Raw genomic sequence first — 17,123 nt, forward strand, 5'->3', positions numbered from 1 at the left:
AACGATACCGTTCTACGATCATATGAAGTTTGGTGTCGCGCCCGGTGGCGCCATCGGCTCGAGCGCTAATGACATGCTCAAGTACCTACAGATGTACTTGAACGATGGCAAAGCGGGCGAGCGGCAGATCGTCTCAGCGGCACAACTACGCCAGCTGCACAAGCCCGTCACTATCGATGGCCAGTCCAACTATGCCCTGGGCTGGGCAATCCAGCAGCGTGGCGGTGAGCAGTTCATTCAGCACGGCGGCTCCATCAACGGATTCAGCTCCTATATGGCACTGGTGCCGCAGCGGAAGATCGGCGTGGTGGTGCTCAACAACTTGCAAGGCAGCGCGTTGCCATCGCTGTTGGCCGAATACGTGGTGGACCGGCTGGTGAGCGGCGTAGCCGCTGGTGCGTTGGAGGTACCGCCGGAGAGAGAGTGGCCACCCGAGGAGCCGCCCGCGGGTGTGGCCGGTACGCACACCACGCTCGCGCTCGATGCGTATGCCGGAGAGTATTTCCACCCCGCCTACGGCGTCGTTCGAGTCGAGCGTCGCGGCGCTGGGCTGGCGCTCAAGTTCGATGCATTCGAACTACCGTTGCAGCATCAACACTACGACACGTTCTTCAGTGCGGGCCGAGACTATCTGGGAACCGGGTTGTATCAGTTTCAGATGAATACGGCCGGGAAGGTCTCGCACCTGTTGGCGCCGCTGGAGTCCGCAGTGCCGCCTTTCATGTTCGTCCGTCGCTGAGTGCTCAGGTATGAATCAATCCTCTGTGCCTGGTGTCGTTGTTTCGCGTGTCGCAGCGGGGTTGCTTGGCAGCTATGTGTGGACGTGGGGCGCGCTCGCGCTACTCATCGTCGTGCTGTCGATCGCGGGGATGGATTTCGAAGACGCTGAAAGCCTGGGCGGCATGCTCGCGATCCTGATGTATCTCAGCGCTTTTCTATGGGCGTTCTCGGCGGCGAGCTTGCCACGGGTGTGGGGCGTGCTGGCCGGGGGCGGCGTGTTGATGGCGGCGGCCGCGTCACTCGCGCAGTCCGCCTTGCTCCGGTCCCTGGGAGGTTGAGCCGATGATGCAGAGCTTCCGTTTGACGATGACCTGGCTGCACACCTGGTTTGGCCTGGTGCTCGGCTTGGTGCTGATGGTGGCGTTCTTCTTCGGTGCGCTATCGGTGTTCGATCGCGAGTTCGACCGATGGGGCATTGCGCAGACCCGCTTCGAGCCGCAGCCGCTGCCGTCGTTCGACACGTTGCTGCGGCCGGTGTTCGAGAGCATCGAGCCGTCGCAGGCAAGCATCGATGAGATGAGTGACCGGGTATACGGGCCGATGCCTGAACAGTTCGAGACGGTGCGCACCTGGGCCCTGTACACGACTCATCGCGACCCGGTGCTACAGCTGAATGCTTTCTACGAAGTGCCGAATGCACGCGAACCTGGAGAAACCGTTTTTGGCCAGCGGACCATCGATCCGCGCAACGGCGACGTCGTGCCCGACAATCAGCTGCGGATCGGCAGCCAGTTTTTCTTCCCGCTGCATTTCAGTTTGAACCTGCACTGGCTGGATCTGGGCCTGTGGTTGGTCGGGATCGCGGCGCTGACCATGCTGGTCGCGCTGGTGAGCGGCGTGGTCATGCATCGCAAGCTGTTCCGAGAGCTGTTCACCTTCCGTCCCAACAAACAGACTCAACGCAGCACGCTCGATCTGCACAACCTGAGCGGCGTGGTGGCGCTGCCGTTTCATTTCATGTTTGCGTTCACCGGACTGGTGATCATGGCCGGATTGTATTTTCCGGTGACTCAGGTGCAGCTCGAACCCCTGCACGAACGGTACGAGCATCTGGAAGAACAGCAAACGGGCCTGCCGCATGATCGTTCAGGCGTCGCGGCGCCGCTGGCATCGGTGGATGCGATGGTGGCCGAAGCACAGCATCGTTGGGCGCAGCGTGGCGCGTCGGGAGAGGTCGGGCTGCTGGTGGTGAGGCATGTCGGCGATGCCAATGGGTATGTGAGTGTGTTCCGCGCCGGTACGGATCGGATTGGACTGGTGAGCGAGGGGATCCACTTCAAGGCGAGCACCGGCGAGGTGCTGTACGAGCAGCCGCCGACCTCGGCGGTTGGCGGTGTCACCGATTTCCTGATGGGGCTGCATCTACAGCACTTTCGGCATTGGATGCTGCGTTGGTTGTATGTACTCGGCGGTCTGCTCGGTGCGGTTTGTATCGCTACGGGGTTCATCTTTTTCATCGAGAAGCGTAAGCGCCAGCATGCCAAGCAGGGTGTGAGCGGCGCGCGCGTGGTGAGTGCGCTCGCCGTGACGTCCGTAACGGGTATGGTGATAGCGACACTGGGACTGTTGATCGCCAATCGCGTGCTGCCGGAGAACCTGGCGGCCAGGAATTTCTGGGAGCAATGCAGTTTCTGGGTCGTGTGGTTGTTGGCGCTGGCGCATGCGTTCTGGCGCACGGCACCGGTGGCCGAAGGGCGAGCAACACCGGTATGGCGCGAACAATGCTGGATCATCGCGGTGATGGCTGTGCTCGCAGTGCTCATGAACTGGATCACGACGGGCGATCATCTGGTGCATACGTTGAGCATCGGCTACTGGCCGGTGGCGGGGATCGATCTGTCGCTGCTGGTCACTGCAGTGGTGGCGGTGCTGGCGGCCAATCATCTGCGCCGGCGCGCATCGAGTCCTCAGTCGCGCAGCACTCGGGCGCTCGATGACGAGTTGGCGGGGGCGGCGCATGTCTGATGTCACATTGCTGGCGTTCGCGTTGGGGTTGTGCGTCGTCAGCCTCGGCTGGTTGGCGCTGGCGATGGATGTGCATTGGCGGCAGGCGTGCGCCACCGATCCGCCAGGTGGCAGCACGACTCGCTGGCTGCGAGGGATGGGCAGCCTCGGGCTGCTGGGCTCGCTAGTCCTGTGTCTGCAAGTCGATCACGCATCCATCGCCTCGCTCGTGTGGGTGATGAATTTGGCGGGCGCCGCCCTGGCCATCACGATGATTCTGGCGTGGGTCCCGCGTTGGTTGCGGGTGTTGGTTCCCTTTTAGCCTCGCAAAGCGCTCTAATGCATTGGCGGCAGGTGTTACCCCCGAAGGGACCGTGGATTCAGAGCGCACACGACAGTTTGTCTCGGCCCTGGCGAAAACCCATGGCAGCAGCCTGCGTCGCTTCCTGGCGGTGCGCATGCGGCATTCGCAGTCCGATGTGCCGGATCTGGTCCAGGAGGTGTTTCTGCGCCTGTTGCGAATTCCGGATCACGAAACGATTCGCAATGCCCAGGCCTACCTGTACACCATCGCCAGTCACGTGCTGCACCAGTACGCCTTGCGTCGAAAAGCGACCGAACCAGTGGCTGATCCCACGGATATCGTGTCGGAGCTCGAGGCGGCTGTTGAGACCGATCCGGCGGAACGGGTGCAGCTCGAGCAGCAGTTCGAGCAACTCGGCCGAGGTCTGGAACAGCTCTCGCCGCGAGCCTATGCGACGCTGGTGATGTGTCGATGTGAGGGGGCCACTTTCGAGGAAATTGGCCAGCGTCTCGGCGTCAGTAGCCGGATGGCCAAGAAGTACATGGCGAAAGCGTTGAGCTACTGCCAGCAACGATTGCAAGAGATGGAGTAGGGACGCTCATGTCGAAGCATTCCCGCAAGCTCAGCCCGCGGATTCTCGATGAAGCCTCGACTTGGTTCACCGAGCTCACCGCCGATAGTGCAGATCCGGTCGTGCAAGCGCAGTTCAATGCCTGGTTGCGTCGTTCTCCGGAGCACGTGCAGGCGTATCTACAGATCTCTGCGCTGTGGGAGGACGCGGACATTCTTGGCACGCGTCTCGGCGGGGATATCAAAGGGCTGGTCGAACGCGCGCAACGCGAAGGTAACGTTCATCCCTTCGGCCGCGCAGTTCCTACGGGTGCGACGCCAGCGCCAACGATCCGCCCCGCCCGTGGCAGCCTCAGGTCGCTGCTCGCCGTAGCTGCGTCCGTTGCAGTGGTGACTTTGCTGTCCGTCACAATGGTCTGGCTGTACGTGCAACGTGGAGTGTATGTCACCGACATCGGCGAACAGCGGTCCATCACGCTCGACGATGGATCCTCGGTGGAGCTCAATGCCCGCTCTCGCCTCAAAGTACGTTTCACCGAGCGGGAGCGCAGCGTCGAGCTAGTGGCCGGACAGGCGCTGTTCCATGTTGCGAAGGATCGAACTCGAGCGTTCGTAGTTACTAGCGGGGCCACTCAAGTGCGCGCTGTGGGCACGCAGTTCGATGTCTACCGTAAACGAAGTGGAACGATAGTTACGGTCGTCGAAGGGCGCGTCGCTGTTGCGGGCGCTCTCCTACCGGTTTCATCGTCGTCCACTAACTCCAGCTCGAAGCGCCCCGCTGAAGTCCTGCTACAAGCGGGAGAGCAACTCGTGGTCTCGACTACGCCGTCCACGAACGCTGCCGATCCGCCGACACCGCGACCGGCAAATGTCGCTGTCGCCACAGCGTGGACCGAGAAGAAGCTGATGTTCGACGGCGTGCCTTTGCGCGAAGTCATCGAGGAGTTCAACCGTTACAACCGTCGGCAACTGGTGATCCACGATCCGTCGATCTCTGAGTTCCGGTTGAGCGGCGTATTTGCGTCCACCGACTCGGCCCGACTGCTGGATGTGCTACGACGGCGCTTCGATGTGACCTTCAGCGAGTCCGCGAAAGAGATCGTGATTGCTCTACGCACGGATCCTTCGGGTGAGCGATAGTCCAGAAAAAATCTTTCCCGAGTTCCTCATTCCAGGAACAAACCACTCTTATACGCATGAAGCCGACGGTATCCGCCGTCACCCTCGTTGCCAACGAGGGCCAAGGCCACCGAGCCAACATAGCTCAATCGGGGAGCGGAGATTCTTCATGCGCACTTTGCTTGCTGCGGCGATAGTCTGTCTGACGGTTGCCGGTCCGTCGCACGCCGCCGATTCTCAATCGGCGATTCGAAAAACATTCAACATTCCGGCGCAGGGCTTGGGCTCGGCGCTGCAAGCGCTGTCAAAGGAGCAGGGTTTCCATGTGGTGTTCATGCTCGATGATGTCGAGCGTCAGAACACGGCGGGCATCAGTGGCGAGATGACGGTACAAGAGGCGCTCGAGCGGCTGCTGAAAGGCACGGGCCTCGGCTATGAGTATGTGGACGCGCAGACAGTCACGATCGTGCCGCTGGCAACGCAGTCGGCGCGGCGCCAGACATCCGCGGTGTCCAGCAACGCTGGGGACAGCACGATGCGGCTTGCGCAGGCGAATGCCGCCTCTCAAGAGAACGGCGCGTCGGACTTCGAGGAAGTGGTCGTCACTGGGGTGCAGTTCCGACACGCGGAGGTGCTCAGCGCCACCAAGATGCCACAGTCCGTGAAAGATACGCCGCAATCGGTGAAGGTCGTGACCAACGATCTGATGGCGTTCGCCGGCATTCGTAACTTCGAAGATTTCGACCGGGTCGATGCGTCGAGCGGCAGCACTCATCAGGGCTTGGGCGTGCCGCGCAACTACTTCAGAGGTTTCGCCACACAGAGCGTCAACGCCATCAAGGTGGACGGCTATCGTCAGATCGGTTTTGTGACGCTCGATCTCGCGCCTTTCGAGCGCTTCGAAGTGGTGAAGGGCCCGACCTCGATGCTGTACGGCCAGAATCCCATCGCCGGCACGCTCAATGCCATCTCCAAGTTGCCGCAGCAGGACTTCGGTCTGGATGTGGGTCTCGAGTACGGCAGCTTCGCTCACCGCCGCGGTGATTTCGACGTGCACGGCTCGCTGACCGATGCCGGCGAGCTGAGCTATCGACTGATCGCCGCCTTCAAAGAAGAAGATTCCTACCTCGACTTTGGTTTCAGCCGCACGCTGGTGCTTGCGCCATCGCTGCAGTATCAGCTGAGCGACGATACGTCGGTGACGGCGCGCGTGATCTATCAGCGCGATCGTTATATGCCCTACGGTGGGTTCGGCGCGCAGTTCCTGGGTGACGATCTGTCGGATCCGTCGCAGTTGACGCCGGCCAACTTCCGGATTCCAGATGTGCCTGAATCGCGCGCCGGCAATGCGCCGACCGATCTAGCGCGCGACGAACTGATGATTTCTCAGCTCATGCTCGATCACAAGATGGGGTCGTGGTCATTGCGCGGCAACGTGCAGTACAACGAGCTCTCTGAGCGTGATGCGAGGGGCGCCTTTATCCTCGGCACCGACCGCGATGGCTTCACTACCACCCTGCCGTTTCGCGAGAGCGAACCCGTCAGTGTCTACTCCGCGGAGATGAACCTGTTCGGCGATGTCGAGCTGTTCGGGCGGCGGCACACGTTGTTCTTCGGCGCCGACTACGCGCAACTCGAACGCGATCTGACATCGATGTCCAATTTTCTGTTTGGCGCGTCTTCAGGCTTCAGCATTCTCGATCCCGACTATGACCTGATCTACACAGCGCCGCAGCCGGAGAACTACTTCGAGCACTACACCTCGAACACCAAGCAGACCATGTACGGCCTGACCGTGCAGGCACTGCTGCGCCCCTTGGATGGGCTGACGATTAGCGTCGGCACGCGCTACTCGCATGACGTGCAGAAGACGCGAGCAGTGTGTTGCGATCTCGGCGCGACGCTGGACGGCGTGACCGCAGATCGGTTGAAAGAAGATGCGTTCACCGAACAGGTGGGTATCACCTACGCATTGACTCGTGATTTGAATGTTTATGCGAGTTACGGCACTACGTTCGAACCGCAGTCCGGCTTCGAGGCGCTGAACAAGCCCATTGATCCGCAGGAAGGATCGTCGTATGAGGTCGGGCTCAAGGGGGATACGCTCGGGCGGCGCCTGTCCTACTCGATCGCGCTGTTCGACATGGAACGTAGCAATATCGCCCAAGGCCAGGCAGGCTCGCCGTTCCTGGTGCCGATCGGAACGCAGCGGAGCAAAGGCGTGGAGTTGGACTTCCAGGGTGAGTTGTTGAAAGGCTGGCAAGTGTTCGGCTCGCTGGCGGTGATGGACGCTGAGTACACGCAAGGGCAGTACAAAGGTGCGCAGCCGACGGCAGCGCCGAAGCGTGGTGTTTCACTGTTCACCAGCTATGAGATCCAGGGTGGCGATCTGCGCGGCCTCGGCTTCGGTGGCGGCGTCATCCATAAGGGCGGGCGTAACACCAACGACTTCGACTATGGCGCGAACACGCCGATCACGTTCCTTGGCGACTTCACGGAAGTCGATCTGCGGGTGTTTTACACACGGCAGAACTGGACGTTTGACGTGACTGCGACGAATGTCTTCGACGAACGTTACTACTCGGCGGTGTTCGAGCGATTGTCCGGCTCGCTCAACATCAATCGGCCTCGCGCGATCACCGCATCGGTGCGCTACCGGCTCTAAACGAGTCGAAGGAGTCTCCGATGAGCCGGATGTCCATTCTGGTCGGATCCCTATTGCTCAATACTTTTGCAGCGACGGCAGCGATGCCGTCGGCTGTCGAGCAACCGCTGTCGGTGGCCGATACGGTGAACTCGCGGCAGTTCGTGCCGTTCGAGCCGTTGAACCTATCCGCGGATGGCAAATGGATCGCGTACACGCTGATTGAACGCACTCGAGTGCCCGTCGAGCTGGATCCACTGTACGCAAACACGATCGCGCGCTCTGGCGCCACGGTCGATGCCAAAGGCACCGATGTCTGGGTCGTCGACGCTCGAGGCGGTTCGCCACGAAACATCAGTAACGGTCAAGGCAATAGTTGGCGCGGTCGATGGTCCCCCGATGGCCGGCTGTTAGCTTTCTTCTCGGATCGCACCGGCTCGGCGGCGTTGTGGGTTTGGGATCGCGAACGGGGTCAGTCGAGACCGCTGTCGACGGCGATCACGCAAGGCGTCTCCATGCCCATCTGGTCGCCCGATGGGAAAACGATTGTCACGAGCGCGCTGACGCAAGGGTTGATGGTGGAGCAGGCAGCGCTGCTGATTCGAGGTCAACAACAGACTCCCGTTGGAGAGACATCCGCGACCGCCTATCGGTCGGCGCGGGCAGCGGAGGTTTTCGGAGCTGTAAGCAGCGATGCGAGTGTGGCGCTGTCGGTGCCGGCTGATCCGCCGATCACGGATCTTTTGGCGATCGATGTCGTTACCGGCGAGCCGCGCTATTTGGCGAAGCGAGTGGGGCTCGTCAACAACTATTACAGCGTGTCGCCCGACGGTCGCAGGCTGGTTTATATGCTGCGAAAGCCAGCGCTCGACCCGCGCTCTCAGCAGCGCATCGTCGATATCGTCGTCGTTTCGCTCGTCGATGGTCAGGCGAAGACTGTCGCGAACAACGTCAAGGGCGAATTCTCCATGGAGATCAGTTGGTCTCCGGACTCGCGCCGGGTGGCGTATCCCATTACCGGGCCTGATGCACCTTCGCAGCTCGCGATCGTCGAGATGGATGGAGGCGAGCCGCGCGTCTTCGATACGGGCGGTGATAAGAGCGGCAATTCAGGTGGTGTTGGTGTCATTCCTTTGTGGAGCGAGCAGGGTGACCGTGTGACGGTCATCGCTGATGGCAAGCTCTGGCTCATCCAGCTGGCGGATGGCAAAGTGAGATCGTTCGCAACGGACCAGGTGTTGTTGCGAGCATTGCGACGACAGACGAGTGGACGTTATGAGTCCGCCGATGCAGGGCGCTCCATCTCCTTGCTGGTGCGTGATCCGGTCACGTTTGAAGAAGGGCTTGCCGCGCTCGATCTGGTCAGTGGCAAGCTGCGGCAGGCGAAGCTGGAACGCGCTCACTACGGCGGTTCCTGGGATCGCGGCCACGGTGTCGATGTTTCAGCTGACGGACGTCTGTCGGTTGCAATTCGCGAGAGTGCGTCAGAGGCGCCGGATCTGTGGGCTGCTAACGTTGCTACGGGTAAGCGCCAGCGCATCACGCAAATCAATCCCGCGTTCGATCGAGTCAAGTTTGGCGCGAGTCGCTTGATCTCATGGTCAGGAACGCGCGGCGAGAAACTGCAAGGAGCGTTGCTATTGCCGCCGGGGCATCGTGACGGACAGCGGCATCCTCTGGTGCTGGACGTTTATGCCGGTTCTTACCGCTCGGAGAGCGTGCATCGCTTTGGCCTGGGGTTGTACGCCGCTGAGAACAGCCAATTGCTGGCCACTCGCGGCTACGCGGTGCTCTATCCGGATATTCCATCGAGTCCGGGCAATCCCCTGCGTGGTATCGCCGATAACATCGAAGCAGCCGTACAGCAGGCGGTTGCTTTGGGTTACGCCGATCCCAGTCGTCTCGGCATCACCGGCTTGAGTTACGGAGGCTACTCCACGCTCTCGGCCATCATCAGTTATCCCGAACGCTTTGCCGCGGCGATTGAGCGCGCTGGCCCGAGCAATCTCACATCGATGTATGGCGCCTTCACCGATGAAGGCAGGAACTACGGCGTGGGCTGGTTGGAGGAAGGGCAGGGAGGGATGCACTCGAACCTGTGGGAGCAGCGCGACTTATATGTCAGAAACTCTCCCGTCTTGTTTCTGGATCGTGTCAAGACGCCGCTGCTGATCATTCATGGCACGGCCGATCCAATCGTGCCGACGTCCGAAACCGGACAAGTGTTCGTGGGCTTGCGTCGGCTGAATCAAGCCGTCGAGTACGTGCGCTATCACGGTGAAGGTCACGAAGAATTTGAATGGAGCGGCGCCAACCAGATCGATTACTGGGAGCGCGTGCTGCGTTGGTTCGAGCATTACCTGCAGCGACCGAACTGACGGAATCGACGTATGCGTTTATTGCTTTTGGGTTCGTCGCTGGCCTTGGCAGCTTGTGCAACGACTGTCAACGCGAGCACCTATCCCTCGACCTATCAACCGCTTTCCGGTCCGCCGACGGTGATTCGAAATGCCATCGTACTCACCGGCACGGGCGAGCGCATCGATGGCGGAGATGTGCTCATGATGAATGGCAAGATCGTGGCCGTCGGTCGCAATCTTGCAGTAGCACCCGATGCTACGGTCATCGACGCACGAGATCGCTGGGTCACCCCGGGGCTCATCGACGTTCATTCGCATCTCGGCGTCAACGCTGTGCCGTACACCGATGCTCTGCGTGATACCAACGAAGAGAGCGATCCGGTGACGCCCAATGTATGGGCCGAGCACTCGATCTGGCCGCAGGATCCTGGCTTCCAAGCGGCACTGGCAGGCGGTGTGACGACGCTGCAGGTGTTGCCAGGTTCCGCCAATCTCATAGGCGGGCGCAGTGTCATCGTTCGCAACGTGCCGGCCGTCAGCTACCAGGCGATGAAATTTCCGGGTGCGCCACACGGCTTGAAAATGACTTGCGGCGAGAACCCGAAGAGAACCTATGGCGGCCGCGATCGTGCACCCAAGACGCGTATGGGAAACATTGCTGGCTACCGTCAGGCCTTTGCGGATGCGCAGGACTATCGTGAGCAATGGCGGAGGTATGAAAGCGAACGTCAGGTTCATGCAGCCAAGCGGCCCGTGACCGATGCGCAACCCCCATCGCCTCCCCAGCGGGATCTGCGTTTGGAAACATTGGTGGGCGTGATGAAGGGCGAGATTCTGGTTCATGTCCACTGTTACCGCGCCGACGACATGGTCACGATGCTCGATCTCGCGGACGAGTTTGGTTTCAAGGTGACGGCCTTCCATCATGCGGTGGAGGCTTACAAGATTGCCGAGCTACTCGCGGAGCGCGGTGTCTGCGGTGCGCTGTGGGCGGATTGGTGGGGATTCAAGATGGAGGCTTACGACGGCATCCAGGAGAATCTGGCGCTAGTGGACCATCCCGCCAACGGCTGCGCGATGTTGCATTCGGATTCAGAGACCGATGGCGTGCAGCGCTTGAATCAGGAAGCGGCAAAGGCGATGGCTCGCGGTGTGCGCATGGGGCTGGATATACCACGCGAGCGCGCAGTTCGTTGGATGACGGCCAATCCGGCGAGAGCGCTGGGTATCGCCGATCGAACCGGCACGCTGGAGGCGGGCAAGATGGCCGACGTCGTCATCTGGAATGGTGATCCGTTCAGCGCCTATGCGCTCGCGGATCAGGTCTTCATGGACGGTGCGCTGGTGTTCGATCGGGGACAACCGGTTGCCAGGCCGCGCTCGGACTTCATGTTGGGTCAGCCAACCTCGGCAGCAGCGCCATGAATGTTTGTCGGCTGCTCTGGGTTGGCTGGTTCCTGATTCATGGCAGCTTGGCGTTCAGTCAAGACGTGGTGATTCGCGGCGCACGTGTTCACACGCTCGGGGCGCAGGGAACGCTCATCAATTCGGACGTGCTCGTGCGCGACGGATATGTGGTAGCTGTAGGGCCCGGGCTGGTTGTGCCTGCGGGTGTCAGCGTCATCGATGCGAAAGGACGACCGCTCACTCCGGGACTGTTCGGCGGGCTGTCCGCGATTGGTCTGGGGGAAGTCAGTATCGAAGCTCAGACGATGGATGGTGCGTTGTCGTTCGGGGCTCCCGGATGGCAGCAGCAATGGCGCCCCGAATTCGATGTCACGCTCGCGTACAACCCGCGATCGACGCTCGTCCCGGTGGCGCGCATCGAGGGTCTGACTTGGACGGTGCTCGCACCGGAGAGTCGAGACAGTCTTATTGCAGGCGAGGGTGCGGCCGTATCTCTCGATGGCAGCTTCGATGCCGTGCTCGCAGGGAGCCGAACCTTGTTCGTGAGTGTGGGCAGTCAGGTAAGCGAGCGATCGGGCGGTAGTCGCGCAGCTCAGTACATGCTGTTGAGCCAAGCGATTCGCGAGGCGCGAATGTCAGGTCCTGTTCAAGCGGGCGCCTTGTTGCACTTGGCTGGTCGCGAGGTGCTGAGTCGATACCTGGCTGGCGGGCGAGTGTTGTTCGAGGTGAATCGTGCGGTCGACATTCGTGCAGTGATCCAGTTCGCTCAGCGCAATGGGATGCGGCCTGTGATCGCCGGCGCAGCGGAGGCCTGGATGGTGGTGGACGAGTTGGTCGCTGCAGGAGTGCCGGTCCTGCTGGACCCGCTACAAAACCTTCCCGAAGACTTCGATCATCTCGGTGCACGTGCCGACAACGCAGTGTTGCTGCATGAAGCAGGTGTACGAGTAGCGTTCTCGGGCAGCAACAGCAGTAAGAGTGAAGATCACAACGCTCGCAAGATTCGTCAGCTTGCTGGAAATGCCGTCGCTCGCGGGTTGCCTTGGGACGCAGCGCTCGCCGCGATCACAGCTACTCCCGCTGAGATCTTCGGACTGAACTCGGCTCGCGGTCGCATCGCGCCGGGACAGGTCGCCGATCTGGTGCTTTGGAGCGGCGATCCGTTGGCGCTGACCGAGATGGCCGATCAGGTGTGGATCGCTGGGCGCGCCGTGCAGATGCGCTCGCGCCAGACTGAACTTCGCGATCGCTATCTGCAGAGATTGCAGCGATCCTCGGTTCGCTAGGAAAGAATCAAACGATGCGTTTCATGTCGACCGTTGCCTTGCTGAGCCACTTCTTGATTGCCGCCTCCGTGGCTGCAGCCACTCCTGAGGCGGAGGTCGACCGCAACGTCTTCGTTCCCATGCGCGATGGAGTGCGGTTGGCTACCGATGTTTATTTGCCGGCGAATCGTGGCAACGCACGTGTGCCTGTCGTTCTCATCCGCACGCCTTATCGTAAGGACCGGGCCTACAAGTATTACGATACTCCTTCGACCATCGTCAAATTCTTGAACCATCATGGCTACGCTGTGGCCGTACAGGACAAGCGCGGCCGATTCCACTCCGAGGGGGTCTACGTCGTCTCCGGCGGAGACGCCAACGACGGCTATGACACCGTCGACTGGTTGAGCAAGCAGCCCTGGTCCAGCGGCAAGGTGGGCGCGTTTGGTTGCTCGTACGAGGGCGACGTACAGATCTTCATGGCGCAGACCAGGCATCCCGCGCTCAAAGCCATCATTCCCCAGGCGGCCGGCAGCTCCGTGGGCTCGCTCGGTGGACACTATCGATATTTTGGTGGGCGAGTCGGTGGCGTCAACGAGTTGGTCAGCAACTTGGGTTGGTTCGCGCAGTATGGCGAAAAGGTTTTCGCACGCCTGCCCGCGGATCTGCCGCGCGACCAATACAACGCGCTGGCGGCGTTGTGGGAAGGCAAACGTGCGAATGAACTCATCGATCTGCAAAAGGCCTGGACGCATTTGCCGATGAAAGATGCATTGGCGGCGCAAGGAATGGCGGCGACGGATTTCGAGGATAACGTGACCAAGGCGGCCGACGATCCGTACTGGAGCGCATTGCCGTACATGACCGAAGGCTACGTCTCGGATGTGCCTGCGCTACATATCAATTCCTGGTACGACTTCGGCGCCGACATGACGTTGCTCGAGTTCAATCACATGCGAAGTAACTCGGCTTCGGCGACCGCGCGCGACAATCAGTTCGTCATCATGAGCCCGCATACGCACTGCGCGTTCGAGTCGCAAATGGCCGAGCGCACGCTGGTCGGCGAATACGACGTAGGCGACACGCGCTTCGATTATCGAGAGGCCTATTTGACTTGGTTCGATGCGTGGCTCAAGGACGATGCGCAGGCGCATCGACGTATCAAACAGTGGCCACGCATTCGCTACTACGCGATGGGGCGAAATCGCTGGCAGAGCGCCTCGGAGTGGCCAGTCAGCACGACACGCGACCGTGAGTTGTTTCTTGCCAGTACCGCTGGAGCCAATAGCGTTCAAGGCGATGGCCGCTTGCTCGATGCGCCTGCGATACGTGGGCGCGGTGCGGACAGCTTCATTTACGATCCAGCTAATCCTGTGCCGTCACGCGGCGGTCAACTTTGCTGTACGGGCACGCCGGATGCCGAGCCCGGTGCGTTGGACCAACGTCCGGTGGAGGCACGCCACGACGTACTCGTCTATTCCACCGATCCGCTGCGCGACGAGGTGGAGATGACCGGGGAGCCGCGCGTCGTATTGTTTGTTTCCTCGGATGCCATCGACACCGATTTCACCGTCAAGCTGGTCGACGTTCATCCCGATGGGCGTGCCCTGAACCTGCTCGACAGTGTCTTGCGTGCCCGCTATCGAGAAGGCCAGCAACGCGAAGTATGGATGCGTCCCGGGGAAGCGTACGAGCTGACGATCCCGCTGGGCGCCACCAGCAATGTCTTCAAGGCAGGGCATCGCATCCGCCTCGAAATATCGAGCAGCAACTTTCCGAGGTTCGAGCGCAACCTCAATGTCGGTGGGATCAATGCCGCGCAAGCCAACTGGGTGGTTGCGCGCAACACGGTTCATCACACGCAGCTGCGGCCGTCTCGATTGATTCTGCCCGTGTCGAACTAATTAGTCGCTCCGTGTTCGGCGATCCAGCGCGGCCGGGCTTGAATCGCGCTTTCCGGGAGTATGTATCAGAGCTTCTCTTGCAGAATCTGTAGCAGATGCGAGGTGTCGAGATGACCGCCGGAAAGCACGCAGACGATGGGGCCATCGCCTTCGGTTCGTGCCAGTGCGGCCGCGACCGGCACGGCTCCCGCGCCCTCGGCGATCAGATGATGTCGCTTGATCAACAAGCGGATGGCCGACGCAACCTCGGCCAGTTCCACGCACAGAGCGCCATCGACCCAAGTACGGATTAGCGGCCAGATCGGCGCGAGCACCTGCGGGCTGCCCATGCCGGTGATGAATGTTTTGTTGTCGAATGCCACCGGCACCGGGTTGCCAGCGGCAAATGCCGCAGCCAGCGGAGTGCCGGCCGTCGACTCCACGCCATAGGCTTTTGCATTCGGCAGTTCGCTCTTCAACGTGGCTGCGATGCCAGTGAGCAGTCCGCCGCCGCCATAGGGAACCAAAACTTCGGCCGGCTCGATCTCTTCGAGAATTTCCAGCGCGATGGTCGCGTTGCCTGCCAGCACCGCTGAGTCGGCACAAGGATGGATGAACCCAGCGCCATAACCCTGCGCGGTGGGGTTTTCGAGAATGCTCCACCATTGCCTATAGGGGATGCGTTCGACAGTGACGCCCAAGCGTTCGAGCGCTTGCAGTTTCGATTCGGCGGCCGAGTCCGGCACCAACGACTTCACCCGAATGCCCAGCCGACTCGCAACGTATCCCAGTCCCTGCGCGAAGTTGCCGGCGCTCGCTGTCACGACCCCAGTGGCGCGTATCTCTTCGCTCTGCGCCAGCAGTGCGTTCGCTGCACACCGAATCTTGAACGAACCGATCGGCTGCAACATCTCGAGCTTGAGATAGATCGGCCGAGGGGCATCGCAGTTCAGTCGCACCAGTGGCGTTCGGATTGCGAAGTCGGCAATACGCTCGCGCGCAGCTTCGACTTCAGATCGGTGTGGGGGCGTAAGTGTCGACATCGAGTGCTCGCTTCTCACCAACCCACTGCCTGACCATCTTTACGGAAGTCCGACCCGCCGCGATAGTGGACGGCATCGGTGCCCGGGAATTCCACTTGGATGACTTGTACGCCGCCGACGCTGGCGCCGTTGACTGATTCGATCTTGTGTCCCATCGCGGCGAGTTGCGCGCCGACCAGTGCGTACAGCGACGCTTCCATCCTGAGCGTGTTGGGAATCTGGCTGTGCCGGAATCGGGCCATGTCCGCGGCCGCTTGCACATTGGCGCCGAGGTCGATGATGTCTACCAGCATCTGTGCGTGGCCCTGTGCCTGCATGTCTCCGCCCATCAGAGTCACCGTCATTGCAGGTTTGCCATCGCGCATCAGCATCCCAGCCGAGAGCGTGTTGAAAGGCCGCTTGCCGGGAGCGATGACGTTCGGGCTGTTCGGGTCGAGCGTGAATAGCGTGCCACGATTGTGGAGCACGAAGCCGTAGCCGGGCACCGTGATGCCAGAGCCGAACAGATCGAAGTTGCTGTTGACCCAGGACACCATGTTGCCTTCTTTATCTGCCGTAGACAGCACGATGGTGTCGCCTTCCATGTCGGCCGGGCCCGGCGCGCCGGTCGAGGAGGCGCGCTTGGGATCGAACTTCGAGCACAACGAAGTCGCGTGTTCGGTGGACAAGAGGCGCGCCAGCGGAACCTTCGAGAAATTAGGATCGGCGTTGTATCGAACCAGGTCGGCGTAGGCGAACTTCTTGGCCTCGATGAGCATGTGCCAGTACTGCGGATCTTTAGGCCCGATGGAGGCGAGCGTTTTGCCCGGCGCCCAGCGCGGCAGGCACGCCTCCAGAATGTTCAGCGTCTCGTTGGCCGCCCACGCTTGCGAAGGCGGCGGCAGCTCCAGCAATTCGTAACCACGATACGTGCTGCGCGCGGGCTCGACCCACTCGCCACGATAGTTCGCGAGGTCGCTCAACGTCATCGTGCCGCCGAGTGCCTTCGACTTTGCCACGATGGCCTGTGCAATCTCTCCTTTATAGAAAACATCCGCGCCGTGTTGTTGTAACAGGCGGAAGGTTTTCGCCAGATCCGGATTCTTGAAGATCTGGCCGGCCTTGGGAGCCTGCCCATTCACGTACCAGGTCTTGACCGAATCGGCATCGAGCTGCGTGCAGCAGCCTTTCAACGGTAGCGCTTTCGGTAGCTGCCAATCGGTCGCGATGCGTTCCGACACCGGAAAGCCTCGCTCCGAATACTCGGCAGCGGGTTCAAGCACTTGTTTAAAGGTCATCGTGCCGAAGCGATCGAGTACCGACTGCCAGCCCCACACCGTGCCCGGCACAGTGACGGGCAGGATGCCGGCGGTGGGCATGCCCGAGGAGGGGCCCCAGTTGCTTGCATCCCAGCGGTAGCCGAGATCGTTCAAGTGTTTCAGCGTAGCGCCGGTCGGGGCCGTGCCGCTGGCATTCAGCACGTAGACCTTGCGTTCCTTGGCGACATAAATGACTGCGAACAGATCGGACGCGACGCCGGTCATCATCGGTTCGACCAGACTCAGCACGCTGGCGGTGGCGACGGCCGCATCGATCGCGTTTCCTCCGCGCATCAGCATCTGCAGGCCCGCTTGTGCCGCAAGCGGTTGGCTGGTGACCACCATGCCGTTCTTCGCCATCACTTCGGACCGACTCTGCGCTTCCCATCCGCTCGCTCGCACACCGCGCGCGGCCTGACAGAAGGCGGCTTCGGGCTTTGATGTACACCATGGACTGGGCTGGTTGGCCGGCGTTGGCACTGCGTTCTGTGCCGAGGCGATGCTCA

General features: G+C 61.1%; 13 protein-coding genes. 11 read left to right on the forward strand and 2 right to left on the reverse strand.

The annotated features are described in order from the left end of the window. From JNL55_RS17995 to JNL55_RS18045, 11 genes are all read left to right on the forward strand, one after another. A partial coding sequence (locus tag JNL55_RS17995; RefSeq protein ID WP_293856623.1) for a serine hydrolase occupies nt 1–739 on the forward strand: 739 nt, incomplete at its 5' end. 10 nt (nt 740–749) lie between these two features. Next, nucleotides 750–1,058, forward strand: a complete 309-nt coding sequence (locus JNL55_RS18000; RefSeq protein ID WP_293856626.1) for a hypothetical protein — start codon at nt 750–752, stop codon at nt 1,056–1,058. Between the two features lie 4 nt (nt 1,059–1,062). After that, complete coding sequence (locus tag JNL55_RS18005) at nt 1,063–2,745, forward strand: PepSY-associated TM helix domain-containing protein (RefSeq protein ID WP_293856629.1); 1,683 nt, start codon at nt 1,063–1,065, stop codon at nt 2,743–2,745. After that, nucleotides 2,738–3,046, forward strand: a complete 309-nt coding sequence (locus JNL55_RS18010; protein WP_293856632.1) for a DUF3325 family protein — start codon at nt 2,738–2,740, stop codon at nt 3,044–3,046. The genes JNL55_RS18005 and JNL55_RS18010 overlap by 8 nt, the downstream gene beginning before the upstream one ends. Nucleotides 3,047–3,098: 52 nt before the next feature. After that, nucleotides 3,099–3,620: an RNA polymerase sigma factor gene (locus tag JNL55_RS18015; protein ID WP_293856635.1), complete on the forward strand. Its 522-nt coding sequence runs from the start codon at nt 3,099–3,101 to the stop codon at nt 3,618–3,620. 8 nt (nt 3,621–3,628) lie between these two features. Continuing rightward, a complete protein-coding gene (locus JNL55_RS18020) occupies nt 3,629–4,738 on the forward strand; it encodes a FecR family protein (RefSeq protein WP_293856638.1) in 1,110 nt (369 codons plus the stop codon). A 148-nt stretch (nt 4,739–4,886) separates the two neighbouring features. Next, nucleotides 4,887–7,382 carry a TonB-dependent siderophore receptor gene (locus JNL55_RS18025; protein ID WP_293856641.1) on the forward strand — a complete coding sequence of 832 codons (2,496 nt, stop codon included), beginning with the start codon at nt 4,887–4,889 and terminating at the stop codon, nt 7,380–7,382. Between the two features lie 20 nt (nt 7,383–7,402). Then, on the forward strand, nt 7,403–9,739 hold the full coding sequence (locus tag JNL55_RS18030) for a S9 family peptidase (RefSeq protein WP_293856644.1): 2,337 nt from the start codon (nt 7,403–7,405) through the stop codon (nt 9,737–9,739). Nucleotides 9,740–9,751: 12 nt separating this feature from the next. Then, on the forward strand, nt 9,752–11,146 hold the full coding sequence (locus tag JNL55_RS18035) for an amidohydrolase (RefSeq protein ID WP_293856646.1): 1,395 nt from the start codon (nt 9,752–9,754) through the stop codon (nt 11,144–11,146). Beyond that, nucleotides 11,143–12,414: an amidohydrolase family protein gene (locus JNL55_RS18040; protein ID WP_293856648.1), complete on the forward strand. Its 1,272-nt coding sequence runs from the start codon at nt 11,143–11,145 to the stop codon at nt 12,412–12,414. The genes JNL55_RS18035 and JNL55_RS18040 overlap by 4 nt, the downstream gene beginning before the upstream one ends. Nucleotides 12,415–12,437: 23 nt before the next feature. Then, nucleotides 12,438–14,297 carry a CocE/NonD family hydrolase gene (locus JNL55_RS18045; RefSeq protein ID WP_293856650.1) on the forward strand — a complete coding sequence of 620 codons (1,860 nt, stop codon included), beginning with the start codon at nt 12,438–12,440 and terminating at the stop codon, nt 14,295–14,297. 65 nt (nt 14,298–14,362) lie between these two features. Here the strand turns inward: JNL55_RS18045 and JNL55_RS18050 are convergent, their stop codons facing one another. Together JNL55_RS18050 and JNL55_RS18055 are read right to left on the reverse strand one after the other, a co-directional pair. Further along, nucleotides 14,363–15,319 (reverse strand): threonine/serine dehydratase, encoded by a 957-nt coding sequence (locus tag JNL55_RS18050; RefSeq protein WP_293856652.1) that lies wholly within the window; start codon nt 15,317–15,319, stop codon nt 14,363–14,365. 14 nt (nt 15,320–15,333) lie between these two features. Next, nucleotides 15,334–17,123, reverse strand: a 1,790-nt coding sequence (locus JNL55_RS18055) for a gamma-glutamyltransferase family protein (protein WP_293856654.1), incomplete at its 5' end; no start/stop codon positions are given.

The sequence above is a fragment of the Steroidobacter sp. genome (assembly GCF_016790065.1).
Taxonomy (GTDB): domain Bacteria; phylum Pseudomonadota; class Gammaproteobacteria; order Steroidobacterales; family Steroidobacteraceae; genus Steroidobacter.